The sequence below is a fragment of the Micromonospora sp. C95 genome, from assembly GCF_018070465.1.
Lineage (GTDB): Bacteria > Actinomycetota > Actinomycetes > Mycobacteriales > Micromonosporaceae > Micromonospora.
This window is the reverse complement of sequence record NZ_JAGPXT010000003.1, coordinates 15,218-27,407: the sequence shown is the minus strand read 5'-3', so window position 1 is coordinate 27,407 and position 12,190 is coordinate 15,218. Positions and strand designations below refer to the sequence as shown.

10 protein-coding genes are annotated in these 12,190 nt (G+C 67.3%); 7 read left to right on the top strand and 3 right to left on the bottom strand.

Annotated features, from left to right (window positions below):
* The first annotated feature begins 16 nt into the window (after positions 1–16).
* Positions 17–226 (top strand): ferredoxin, encoded by a 210-nt coding sequence (locus KBX00_RS04970; RefSeq protein ID WP_210823724.1) that lies wholly within the window; start codon positions 17–19, stop codon positions 224–226.
* Positions 227–381: 155 nt separating this feature from the next.
* Here KBX00_RS04970 and KBX00_RS04965 read toward each other — a convergent pair whose 3' ends face one another.
* Complete coding sequence (locus KBX00_RS04965; protein ID WP_210823722.1) at positions 382–792, bottom strand: DoxX family protein; 411 nt, start codon at positions 790–792, stop codon at positions 382–384.
* Between the two features lie 402 nt (positions 793–1,194).
* Between KBX00_RS04965 and KBX00_RS04960 the strand changes: the two genes are divergently transcribed.
* On the top strand, positions 1,195–3,132 hold the full coding sequence (locus KBX00_RS04960) for an anthranilate synthase family protein (RefSeq protein WP_210823720.1): 1,938 nt from the start codon (positions 1,195–1,197) through the stop codon (positions 3,130–3,132).
* A 23-nt stretch (positions 3,133–3,155) separates the two neighbouring features.
* Here the strand turns inward: KBX00_RS04960 and KBX00_RS04955 are convergent, their stop codons facing one another.
* Both KBX00_RS04955 and KBX00_RS04950 read right to left on the bottom strand, forming a co-directional pair.
* Positions 3,156–3,815: a methyltransferase domain-containing protein gene (locus KBX00_RS04955; RefSeq protein ID WP_210823718.1), complete on the bottom strand. Its 660-nt coding sequence runs from the start codon at positions 3,813–3,815 to the stop codon at positions 3,156–3,158.
* 243 nt (positions 3,816–4,058) lie between these two features.
* A complete protein-coding gene (locus tag KBX00_RS04950) occupies positions 4,059–6,380 on the bottom strand; it encodes an NAD(P)-binding domain-containing protein (protein ID WP_301547383.1) in 2,322 nt (773 codons plus the stop codon).
* A 487-nt stretch (positions 6,381–6,867) separates the two neighbouring features.
* Between KBX00_RS04950 and KBX00_RS04945 the strand changes: the two genes are divergently transcribed.
* From KBX00_RS04945 to KBX00_RS04925, 5 genes are read left to right on the top strand one after another with little or no spacing between them, the layout of a single operon-like run.
* Positions 6,868–8,148, top strand: coding sequence for an aspartate kinase (locus KBX00_RS04945; protein WP_210823715.1), 1,281 nt, complete (start codon positions 6,868–6,870; stop codon positions 8,146–8,148).
* 13 nt (positions 8,149–8,161) lie between these two features.
* A complete protein-coding gene (locus tag KBX00_RS04940; RefSeq protein WP_210823714.1) occupies positions 8,162–8,983 on the top strand; it encodes a 2-amino-3,7-dideoxy-D-threo-hept-6-ulosonate synthase in 822 nt (273 codons plus the stop codon).
* Between the two features lie 18 nt (positions 8,984–9,001).
* Complete coding sequence (locus tag KBX00_RS04935) at positions 9,002–10,105, top strand: 3-dehydroquinate synthase II (RefSeq protein ID WP_307868082.1); 1,104 nt, start codon at positions 9,002–9,004, stop codon at positions 10,103–10,105.
* Between the two features lie 10 nt (positions 10,106–10,115).
* Positions 10,116–10,877 carry an amidohydrolase family protein gene (locus tag KBX00_RS04930; protein ID WP_301547382.1) on the top strand — a complete coding sequence of 254 codons (762 nt, stop codon included), beginning with the start codon at positions 10,116–10,118 and terminating at the stop codon, positions 10,875–10,877.
* On the top strand, positions 10,874–12,187 hold the full coding sequence (locus KBX00_RS04925) for an AMP-binding protein (RefSeq protein WP_307868080.1): 1,314 nt from the start codon (positions 10,874–10,876) through the stop codon (positions 12,185–12,187). The genes KBX00_RS04930 and KBX00_RS04925 overlap by 4 nt, the downstream gene beginning before the upstream one ends.
* The last annotated feature ends 3 nt before the right edge of the window (positions 12,188–12,190 follow it).

The window sequence follows — 12,190 nt, the reverse complement described above, 5'->3', positions numbered from 1 at the left end:
CCAGAGAGGAACCGCCATGAAGATCGAGGTCGACCAGGAGAAGTGCTGCGGCGCCGGTCAGTGCGCCTTGATCGCACCGGAGGTGTTCGCCCAGCGTGACGATCGCATCGTCGTGTTGCTGGTTCCGGTGCCTGACGAGTCGCTGCACGATCCGGTGCGTGACGCGGCTGAGGCCTGCCCGATGTCCGCGATAACCCTGCTGGAGGACGTTCCCGTCTCCGGCTAGTGCGCTGTCCCAGGAACGTTGGCGGTGTCGCGGCTGGCGTGGCCCGATGAACGCTGCTGGCCACCGCACGAGCACCACCCATGCCGTGGCAGCCGTGGCTGGCTTCTCAGAAGCTCAGCCACGGCTGCCTGGTTGCGGCAAGGTGAAGTGCCATCTCACCGTCTCAGCGCGGTGAGGTGTTCTTTCGTCTGTGGCCAGCGTCGCCAGGCCAGGATGGAGACCACAATCAACCAGGCCAGCGGCACCCAGGGCGGGTCGTTGACGATGAAGAGATTGGTGTAGACAGCCCCCACCAACAACGCCGCCAGTCCGGAGGCGGCGAGGCTGACAAGCGCGGGGATCAGCACACCGATCCCGCCCACCAGTTCCACCACGCCGATGAAGTACCGCAGCTCCTGGCCACCACCAATACGGTCGAACAGGTCCACCATCGCGGGCAGGCCGAAGAGCTTCACCAGGCCGCCGATGATGAAGTCGACGCCGACAATCGCCTGCACGACCCACAGCACGCGGTTCGCCACGCGCCCCTGGGAGGTGGCCTTGTTGACGGCAACGTCGTCGCTCACGCTGTCCACCTCCTTTCCGGACGAGTAGCACCGAAATCCCGTACCAGCACATTCATGTTCCATCACCGCCGATTCTGAAGCCGGTTCAGCACGACCCTAAGCCGGGCTGACCGTTCCTGGCACTACCCGGACGAGTGGTGCCCCCGCGTGCAGGTAATCGCGCCAGTGCGGGCAGCCGTATCCCCGCCGATTCGCGCTATTGCCGGAGCGCCGTACGGGCGGCGGCGCCTACGGTTGTGGCCGCACAATAGCTGGTTCGCGCCAACACTGACCTGCGCCGGCCTCGATGGTGTTGCTTGCATAGGTAGTTGTCCAGCCTTAGCCGTCACCGCAGGATCAATTGGGTATTCCCCGAATCCATGCGTGTGAAAGGGGTCGGATGTGCTCGGGATGAAATTGGGTATGGCAGATCCCGCCGACGTCCTGGCCGGTCTGGGCCAGGACGGATCTGGGTTCGCCCTGCTGCACCGGCCGCACTCGTTCTCGGACGCATCGGTCGAGGTGCTCGTCGGCGACATTTCAATTGTGGAACGTCTGGCAGATCTTCCGCTGCCGGCACCGACAGGCAACGCAGACGGAGCGGCCGAAGGTCGCCACGACCTCCTCGCGGTGGTCCCCTACCGGCAGATCACCGAGCGCGGGTTCGCCTGCCGCGAAGACAAGGCGCCGCTGCTGGCCATGCGGATCCGGGACCGCGCCGAAATCGACCTGGCCCGAGCTACCGCGCTGCTACCCGCGGAGGACGTGTCCGTGCGCGGGGCCGGATTCGACATCGACGACCAGACGTATGCGGATACCGTACGCCGGATTCTGCGCGACGAGATCGGCAACGGGGCCGGGTCGAACTTCGTCATCAGGCGCTCGTTCGTCGCGCAGGTCCGTGACTACTCGGTTCGCAAGGAGCTGAGCATCTTCCGAAGGCTGGTTACCAGCGAGTCCGGGGCGTACTGGACCTTTCTTGTCCACACTGGTTTCGGAACCTTCATCGGGGCGTCGCCGGAACTGCACGTGAGCCTGAGCGAGGGCGCGGTGACGATGAACCCGATCAGTGGCACGTACCGCCATCCGCCCGAGGGCCCGGACCTTCGAGGGCTTCTGGAGTTCCTCGCAGACCCCAAGGAGTCGAACGAGCTCTACATGGTGGTCGACGAAGAGCTGAAGATGATGGCGCACATCTGCCCGGCGGGCGGGCGGGTCCGGGGTCCGTTTCTGAAGGAGATGGCGAGCCTGACCCATACCGAATACCTCCTGCATGGCCCCAGCGACCTCGATGTGCGGGAGGTGCTGCGATCTACGTTGCTGGCTCCCACCGTCACGGGTAGCCCACTAGAGAACGCTTTCCGGGTGATCAGCCGCCATGAGACGACTGGTCGCGGTTACTACGGCGGATTCCTCGCGCTGATCGGCCAGGATGGCCTGGGTCGGCGGACCCTCGACTCGGCGATCATGATTCGGACGGCAGAGATCGACGCGGGTGGTCAGCTTCGGTTGGGCGTCGGTGCCACCTTGGTCCGGGATTCGGATCCCGACTCCGAGGTTGCCGAGACTCGAACCAAGGTGGCGGGCATGCTCGGGGCGCTCGGCCTGACGGATGAGTCAGTTGAATCCGTTGTCCGGTCCGTCTCGCGTTCCCAGCCGCCGTTGTCCGCCGATCCGCGCGTTCGACAGGCGCTGCAGGGGCGAAACAGCACGCTCTCCAACTTCTGGCTCGAGGGTGCACACCGGGTCGCACCGGAGCCGGCCCTGCACGGCCGGCGCGTGCTGGTCGTGGATGGCGAGGACACGTTCACCGCCATGCTTGGCCACCAACTTCGGGCCCTGGGCCTGCACACCAGGATCGCCCGGTACGACGAGCCGCTGAACAAGGAAGACTTCGAGATCATCGTGGTCGGTCCCGGTCCTGGGGATCCGCGTGACGCCGACGATCCTCGGATCAGCGCCCTACGCGCCCTCACCGAGGAACTGCTCTCCGGCACCACGCCCTTCCTCTCCATCTGTCTGGGACACCAGATACTCGCCGTGGAACTCGGCCTGGAGATCGTCCGGCTGGCGGTGCCGAACCAGGGCGTCCAGCGCGTGATCGACATGTTCGGCCAGCCTGAGCGGGTGGCGTTCTACAACACCTACAGCGCCCGCTGCGACCAGGACCAGATCGTTCACCCGGGCCTGAGTCAGCCTCTCCAGGTCAGTCGGGACCGCTGGTCCGGGCAGGTGCACGCCCTGCGCGGCCCGCACTTTCGGTCCGTGCAGTTCCATCCGGAATCGGTGCTCACCCAGCACGGACCGCAGATCCTCAACGAGCTTCTCGGTGCGCTGGTGCCGGTCTCGTTGGCCAGATGACGCGCAGCCAGCGCGGCACCGGGCTACCGCCAAGGGGGAGTCACCGTCTCCATCGCCCGATCCCGCCGGTCGTCGCCTCGCTGCTGCGGTACGTGAGCGAGGGCGTGACGGGCGGTGTAGACGAACGCAGGCGGCAAGTTGTGCCAGACGGCTCTGCTGACGGCCACCTCCCGGAAGCTGCCGCGTAGCAGGCGGTAGAAGCGACGAGCGGGCGGCGTCCAGGCCGCATGGACATAGGCGAATGCCGCGAACGTCCCGTCCGGGGTCAGGCTGTCCCGGACGGCACTCATCATCCGGTGCAGCTCACTCGCGGAGAACAGTGCGTACGGAAGGCCGCTGATGACGGCGTCGGCGAAGCGCACCTGGCGTTCGTCGAGGAGACGACGGAGCTGAGCCGCGTCACCGACGGCCACGTCGACCGCGGGGAACCGACCTCGTAACTGGGTGGCGAACCGGTCGTTGAGTTCCACGGCCAGATGTCGGCCGCGCGCTCCGAGCCGACGCTGGATCTCGGCGGTGAAAGAGCCAGTTCCCGGCCCCAGTTCGACGACGACCGGGTCGTCCAGCTCGGGTACGGCGGCGGCCATGCGCCTGCCGACGGCCGCCACACTGGGGATGACCGATGCGGTTCGGGCCGGATTCCGCAGGAACTCGCGAACGAAAAAACCGTAGTCAGTAGCCACGTGGAGCCGTCCTGTTCGGGTAGGGCTGATCAAGTGGTGGTCGCGTGCCGACATGGTTCGATTCCGCTCGCCAGATGGCCGGAACTCGAGTGGTCCGGACAGCACCCTGGCTCGGTCGGGGGCGGGCTCCTGACGACCGGGTGCATCACGCCGAGGGATCGAGGCGGACCTGTGGTGGACGGTGAGCCCTGCGGCGCCGCCGATCGCCACGGGCTCGGCGCCGCAGGCTGCCCTCCCGCCTACTCATTCGGGTAGCGCGTAGGACCGCAGGACGTAGTTCTCGTGGTCGAACCGACGTGTCCGTTGGCGAAAGGAACGGGTCATGCTGGGCCAGAGTGTCGTGTTGCGGCCGTGCTCATCGAGATACCAGCTCCGGCATCCGGAGGCCCAGACCGTCCCGGTCATCTTGCTCTGGACCTCCGAGACGAATGACGCCTGGGCTTCTGGTCGTACCTCCACCACCGCGACGTCGACCTGCTCCATGAAGCGCACGGCGTTTATCGCGTAGTCGACCTGGGCCTCCATCGTCAGCAGCGAGGAGTTCTGCCCGGAGACGGTGTTGGGCCCAAGGAGCATGAAGAGGTTCGGGTACCCGGCGATGGCCGTGCCCAGGTATGCCTGGGCACCCTCGCGCCACGCATCGGCGAGCAGGCGGCCGCCCCTGCCGCGCAGCCGGCGGGCTATGGGCATGTTGGCGGGCTCGAAGCCGGTGCCGAAGACGATCGTGTCGACCACCCGTTCGGTGCCGTCCACCGTGACGATGGAGTTCCGGCGCAGCTCCTGGATCGCGCTTCGCACAAGCTCGGTGTTGTCCCGGGTGACAGCGGGATAGAACGTGCTGGAGAGCACGACCCGCTTGCAGCCGAACCGATGATCGGGAGTGAGCGCCGCGCGCAGCTCTGGGTCACTCACCTGCCGGCGCAGGTGACGCCGCCCCCACCACTCCGCCGGTCCGAGCATGTGTTGATCGAACCGGAGGCCGAGGATGAAGGACTCGCGCCACAGATAGACAGCCGTCCGAGCCATTCGCTGCGTCTGCGGGAACCGCCGGTAGAGCTTCTTCTCCAGGCCCGTCTTCCTTCGATCCCAGCGGGGGATCACCCACGGAGGCGTACGTTGGAAGACATACAGTTGGGATACCGCTGGTTGGATCTGCGGGATGAACTGTACGGCGGAGGCGCCGGTGCCGATCACCGCCACGCGTTTCCCACTCAGGTCGAACGTGGGATCCCAGGTCGCCGTGTGGAAGGTCGGGCCGGTGAATCGGTCCAGGCCGGGGATGCGCGGCGTGGCGGGCCTGCTGAGCGGGCCGGTGGCTACGACGAGGACGTCGGCGGTCATATCCCCCTGTGAGGTGTCGATCCGCCACCGGTTGGCCTCCTCCTGCCACTCGGCGGAGATGAGTTCGTGGCGGAATCGGATCTTGGCACTCAGGTCGAACTGTTCCGTGCACCGGCGGAGGTACCGCTGGATCTCGGGCTGGGACGGGAAAGTGCGGGTCCAGTCGGGGTCGGGCGCGAACGAGTAGGAGTACAGGTTGGACGGCACGTCGCTGGCGGCACCGGGGTAGACGTTGTCGCGCCAGGTTCCACCGACGTCGTCGGCGCGCTCGAGCACGAGGAAATCGTCGATGCCCAGCTGCTTGAGCCGCATCGCCATGCCGAGTCCCGCGAAGCCGGCTCCGATGATCGCGATCCGAACGTGCCGCGTCGAGGTGGGCCCGGCCAACTCGGTCGGTGGCGTCTCGGCTGCGTTGTTGCGCGGGCCTGGCAGGAGCTCGGTGACCACGTCCGGAGCGGGCCGGCGGACGCGCCGCAGGAGACCCAGAGCCGGTCCCGACGACAGGTAGGTGGCGGCTGCGAGCCCGAAGACGACCCTTGGCCCGGCCACGAGCGCGGCCAGCGGAAGCGGCCAGATCCATCGGGGTAGCGCGACGAGCGGTCCGAACTTGGAGTACGGCAGCGTGGTGACCATCAGGACAGCCAGCGCCCCGGTCAGCCCGACGTGGCCAGCGGTCGGCGCGATGCCCAACTGGATGGTGACGGCGAGGATCACCGCGGGCATCGCCGCTGGAAGCCCGGTGAAGTAGCGGCCGTCCTTCGGCAGCACGTTGAATCGGGCGAGCCGGATCATCGCGCAGACGGCCAGGCCTGCGCACGCGACCGCCACCACGTAGAGCGGAGCGGCGCCGCTGAGCCAGTGATAGGCCAGCAGGGGTGTCGCCAGCCCGAACCCGCACAGATCCGCAAGCGAGTCCATCTGGGCTCCGAACGGACTCGTCACCGCGAACCTTCGGGCGAGCGCCCCGTCGATGCCGTCGAGGGTGAAGCAGCCGAGAAGGCAGAGGCTGGCCCAGCGCAACTCGCCGTTCGTGGCCAACAGGATGGCGCTGGCGCCGAGCAGCAGGGCCGTCACGGTACACGTGTTGACCAGAGCGAACCTCAGCAGCCGTCCAGGGTCCGGTTCACCCGGCAGGAGCTCACTCAGCCATCGCGACGGCGCCCGCGCCGCGAGGGCGACGGCCGTTCGAGACCGTCCTATGACCGATAGTTGTCTGCTGGACATTGCATGCCTCCCAGGCGACAGCGGGTCGCTTTAATGACCCGCATCCCTGTTCATTCCTAGAATGGGTATCGCATGCTCCACGCGAATCTTGCTGAATGGCCGGCTCCGGCCATCGAACGCACAGTCGAACAGCACCTTCTGTTGCCGGATCTTCGAGCTGTCAGGCGAGCGGGCGAACCCGGTGGACCTTTAGATTCTGCGGCGACCGGTCACCAGAAACAACTACCTGACCAAGCAACGCTGTTCCGGCCTGGCGGGCCGCAACATGGCGTGAACACGCCATGGCCTGTTCTCAATTAATCGGAAGTTCCGGTGCTCGCCTATACGACCCGATGTGCGGTGGTCACGTCATGCGGGGTGTGTGATGCGAGCCGACGTGGCGCGAACACCTGCATGGTTCGGCACCACTTGGGTGGGTAGTGCGGCAAGTCGGTTCCGCCGTTTAATGTTGGGTCCGATCGCTCACAATTTCGAGGCGGTGATGAGCGTGGACGTGCTGGTCCAAAAATACGGTGGTACCTCTCTGGAGACGCTCGACCGCGTTCATCGCGCCGCTTTGCGGATATCCCGGGAGTGGCGGCGAGGGAGATCGGTGGTCGTGGTCGTCTCGGCCCGTGGCGGCCGTACAGATGATCTGCTGCGACTCGCGTCGGACGTCGGCTCGGCTGGTCCGTCGCGGGAACTCGACCAGTTGCTGGCGGTCGGGGAATGCGAGTCGGCCGCGCTGATGGCGCTCGTGCTGAACGGGCTGGGCGCGCCGGCGACGTCGCTGACGGCGCACCAGGCTGGTCTGCGGACGACGGACCGGCATGGCGACGCGCTCATCGCCAGGATCGCGACGGCATCCGTGCGGTCGGTGCTGAACGCGGGCAAGATCGCGGTAGTCACCGGGTTCCAAGGGGTCAGCCCGTACGGAGACGTAACCACGCTCGGACGTGGTGGATCCGACACGACCGCGGTGGCCATGGCCGCGCGCCTGCGGGCCGCCTGTGAGATATACACGGATGTCGACGGCGTGTTCACCGCCGATCCTCGTGTCATTCCCGCTGCCCGGCGGCTGCCCTGGATCCATCCCACCGTCATGGCGGAAATGGCGTTCGCGGGCGCACGGATTCTGCACACCCGCTGTGTCGAGTTGGCGGCTATGGAGGGAGTTGAGGTGTGCATCCGAAACGCACTGTCGGACCGGCCCGGAACAATTATCTCCGAGATCGAGGAGGGGCAGCCGCTGGAGACCCGGCAGGCTGTCATGGCGGTGACACACGACGATGACGTCGCGCGGGTGCTCGTGCACTGCCGGGACGGTCGTGGTGACCTCGCCCCCGACGTGTTCGCCGCACTGGCGGGTCAGGGGACGGTGGCCGACCTGGTGGCCAGATCCGGGCCGTACGAGAAAGAGTTCCGAATGGGGTTCACCATTCGTCGTAGTGAAGCGGACCGGGTTCGCGGCCTTCTGCACGAGATCGCGGTCATGCACAACGGCGGCGTGCATTTCGACGAGAACGTCGGCAAGGTGTCGGTCATCGGCGTGGGGTTGCTCAGCCGTCCCGAGTATTCCGCGCGGCTCATAGCCGCCCTGGCCGCCGCCGAGATTCCGACCAGTTGGATCTCCACCTCCCAGTCCCGGCTGTCCGTCATCGTGCCTCAGGAACGCACCGTCGACACCGTGGACGTGCTGCACCGCGAGTTCCGCCTCGACCGACCCGAGGGGGACGCGCCCAGCGCCAATGGCGCCTTGTCGACCGCCGGCCACCCCACCCCGGCCTGAGAGGCAGGAAATCATGGCCCCACCTCACGTCTCGTTTGCCCGCAGCCTCCGCGTGCGGCGCCTTTTCCGGCAGGGCGACTGGCGTCTGTTCGTCGTCCCACTCGACCACTCCATCACCGACGGACCCATCCGCCGTGGCGATCTGAATTCCCTCGTGGGCGAACTGGCCGACACCGGCGTCGACGCCGTGGTTCTGCACAAGGGCGCGCTCCGTCACGTCAACCACGCCCATTTCACCGACATGTCGCTGATCGTGCACCTGAGCGCGAGCACACGACACGCCACCGATCCGAACGCGAAGTATCTCGTCGCCGGCGTCGACGAGGCCTTGCGGATCGGAGCCGACGCGGTGAGCGTCCACGTCAATCTCGGATCCGAACAGGAGGCACGTCAGATCGCGGACCTGGCGACGGTCTCGGATGCGTGTGATCGATGGAACCTCCCATTGCTCGCCATGGTGTACGCCCGAGGCCCGGAGATCAGCGACGCACGGGCGCCGGAGCTGGTGGCGCACGCCGCCTCGCTGGCTGCCGACCTTGGCGCGGACGTCGTCAAGACGGACTACGCCGGCTCGCCCGAGCAGATGGCAGAGGTGGTGGCCACCTGTCCGGTGCCGGTGATCGTGGCCGGTGGCCCACCGCAGCAGGAGAGCGGCCTGTTGGCCTATGTCTCCGACGCGCTTCGCGGTGGAGCCGCCGGTGTGGCCATCGGTCGCAACGTGTTCCAGGCCGGTCAACCCCGGCAGCTGGCGGCCGCGATCGCCCGGCTCGTCCACGGTGCGTGGTATCCGCCGGGCCCCAAGGCGCTCGACGAGCGGCTTTCCCTGACCAACTGACTGCTAGGGAGACGATCAGTGAAGCTGTGTTGGCTAGACATCCGTAACGCGGACGGAGCCAAGAACGCAATCATCGAGGAGGGCATCCACCAGCGGGTGGACGCCATCGTGGCGGCGGATCCGGCCGACCTGGCGGCGATTCCCCCGACCGTCAAGCGGGTGCTGTTCCCGAACGCCGACGCACTGCCGGAGAAGCTCGACGACGTCGACCTCGTCGTCGTGGACCCGGCCCGGCACGGCGATCCCGCCGATCTGGCTCAGCGCCACCCCGAGCTGGAGTTCGGCCGGTTCGTGGAGATCGTCGACGCAGCCAGCCTCGACGACGCGTGCCGGGCGGCCCGCTTCGATCACTGGAGCGTCCTGTCGTTCCGGGATCCCACCAAGATCCCGCTGGAGATCGTGCTCGCCGCTGCCGCCGGTGCGCCGGGCTCGATCATCACCCAGGTTGCCGACGTCGAGGAGGCGCAGATCGTCTTCGGGGTGCTCGAGCACGGCTCCGACGGGGTGATGCTCGCGCCCACCCGGGTCGGTGAGGCCACCAACCTGAGCGCTGCGGCAGCGGGCGGTGCCGCAGACCTCACGCTGTCCGAGTTGGAGGTCGTCGGACTTCGACGTGCCGGCCTCGGCGACCGGGTCTGCGTGGACACCTGCTCCCAGTTCCGTCCCGACGAAGGCATCGTCGTCGGCTCGTACTCGCACGGCATGATCCTGTGTTGCAGTGAGACCCACCCGCTGCCCTACATGCCCACCCGCCCGTTCCGGGTCAACGCCGGAGCGCTGCACTCGTACACCCTCTCCGAGCAGGGGCGCACCAGGTATCTCAGTGAGCTGGAAGCCGGCGGCAAGGTGATGGCGGTGGATTCGGCGGGGCGAGTACGAGCCATCACGGTCGGCCGCGTAAAGATCGAGAGACGACCGATGCTGGCGATCGACGCGGTTTCCGCCTCGGGTGTTCAGGTCAACCTGATCGTTCAGGACGACTGGCACGTGCGGGTGCTCGGCCCGGGCGGTGTCGTGCTCAACGTCACGGAGCTGACGGCGGGCACGAAGCTGCTCGGCTACCTGCCGGTGGAGCAGCGACACGTCGGTTACCCGATCGACGAGTTCTGCATCGAGAAGTGAGCAGTGCGCGATGACCAGGCAACGCATCCTGGATTTCCACGTACGCCTGGCTCCCCGCCCCGGTGCTCGGGAGCGGATGCTTAAGACGCTGGACGGGTGTGGGCTCGATCGAGCGGTGGTGTGCGCCGGCGGCGTCATCGATCTCGACAGGTTGTCGCGCCAGCTCATTCTCGCCGGACATGTGGAGACGGATGCCGACAACGACGCGGTACTGGGTGCCTGTGCGGGCACCGGCGGGCGCCTCGTACCGTTCTTCTTCGCGAACCCGCATCGAACGCCGGACCCGTATCGTGCGGTGGCCGCGGACTTCCGTGGCCTGGAGATATCGCCCGCGGTGCACGGCATCGGACTGCTTGATCCACGAGTCGTGGCCCTGATCGACGTGGCGGCCTCGGTCAACCACCCCGTGTACGTGGTGTGCCTCGCCCGGCCGGGCGCGGGCGTGGCGGACCTTGTCGCGCTCGCACAGCGCTTCCCCGAGGTGCGTTTCGTCCTCGGCCACAGCGGCATCGGCAACATTGATCTCTACGCGCTCACCCTGGTCGCGGACGTGCCCAACATCTTCCTCGAGACATCCGGCGGCTACACGAGCGTGGCCGAGGCGGCGCTGCACCGGTTGGGCGCGGAGCGGGTCGTCTTCGGCTCCGAGTATCCGCTCCAGCATCCCGCCGTGGAACTGGTCAAGTTCGAGGTGCTGGGGCTGCCGGCCGAGCAGTGGCGACGTGTCGCCTGGGACAACGCCCATCGACTGCTAGGAGAGGAAACGTCGTGAATCCTGATTCCAGCCTGCCTCAGCTGGGCCAGTGGCAGGGCTTCGAGGACGTGCAGCGCCTGCAGGAGAAGCAACTGCCGCAGACCGTGTCCTGGGCCGCCAACTCGCCGTTCTACCGGTCGCGGCTGAACCCGGCCAACCTGCCCACCAGCATCTCGGATCTCGCCTCGCTGCCGTTGACCACCAAGCAGGACCTACGGGACAACTACCCGTGGGGGATGTTGGCGGTACCCAAGGAGCGGTTGGCGACCTACCACGAATCCAGCGGCACCGCCGGCCAGCCGACGCCGTCCTACTACACCTCGGAGGACTGGGTCGACCTGGCAGAACGGTTCGCCCGCAAGTGGATCGGCTTCTCCGAGAGCGACATCTTCCTGGTCCGTACGCCCTATGCCCTCATGCTGACGGGTCATCTCGCGCACGCCGCGGGGCGGTTGCGCGGCGCCACGGTGGTGCCGGGCGACAACCGCTCGCTGGCGATGCCGTACGCCCGTGTGGTCCGGGTCCTGCACGACCTGGGCGTGACGTTGACGTGGGCGGTGGCCACGGAGTACCTGCTGTGGGCCGCCGCAGCTGCCGCTGCTGGGCACCGGCCGGGGTCCGATTTTCCCGCGCTGCGGGCGCTCTTCACGGGCGGCGAGCCCCTCACCGACGTCCGTCGGCAACGCATCAGCAGGATCTGGGGCGTGCCGGTGATCGAGGAGTACGGCTCCACCGAGACCGGCAGCCTCGCCGGCGAGTGCCCGGACGGCCGACTGCACCTGTGGGCCGACCGAGCGCTGTTCGAGGTGTACGACCCGAAGACCGGCACCGTGCGGAGCGAGGGCGAGGGACAACTCGTCGTCACGCCGCTGTTCCGCGAGGCCATGCCGCTGCTGCGGTACAACCTGGAAGACGACGTCTCGGTGTCCTACCGCGACTGCGCGTGCGGCTGGAATCTGCCCACCGTCAGGGTGTTCGGGCGGGCGGCCTTCGGGTACCGGGTCGGGTCGACGACGGTCGCCCAGCATCAACTCGAGGAACTGGTCTTCGCCCTGCCCGACTCGTACGGCGTGCTGTTCTGGCGGGCACGGGTGGAACCGGATCGCCTGCGTGTCGAGATCGAGGTGTCGCAGGAGCACCGGGAGGCCGCCCGCGCGGAGCTGGCGGCATCGGTCCGGTCCGTGATCGGTGTCGACGCCGAGGTCGTCGGACTACCGCCGGGCAGTCTGGTGCCGGCCGCCGTGCTGACGTCGATGCCCGACGTGGTCAAGCCGCGCAGCCTTTTCGGCCCCGACGAAGACTGGGACAAGGCGCTTCTCTACTACTGACTG

What these genes read in the sequence shown, in the direction of transcription:
- KBX00_RS04970 (WP_210823724.1), top strand. Translation starts at nt 17, where the DNA reads ATGAAGATCGAGGTCGACCAGGAGAAGTGCTGCGGCGCCGGTCAGTGC.
- KBX00_RS04960 (WP_210823720.1), top strand. Translation starts at nt 1,195, where the DNA reads ATGGCAGATCCCGCCGACGTCCTGGCCGGTCTGGGCCAGGACGGATCT.
- KBX00_RS04950 (WP_301547383.1), bottom strand. Translation starts at nt 6,380, where the DNA reads ATGTCCAGCAGACAACTATCGGTCATAGGACGGTCTCGAACGGCCGTC.
- KBX00_RS04940 (WP_210823714.1), top strand. Translation starts at nt 8,162, where the DNA reads ATGGCCCCACCTCACGTCTCGTTTGCCCGCAGCCTCCGCGTGCGGCGC.
- KBX00_RS04930 (WP_301547382.1), top strand. Translation starts at nt 10,116, where the DNA reads ATGACCAGGCAACGCATCCTGGATTTCCACGTACGCCTGGCTCCCCGC.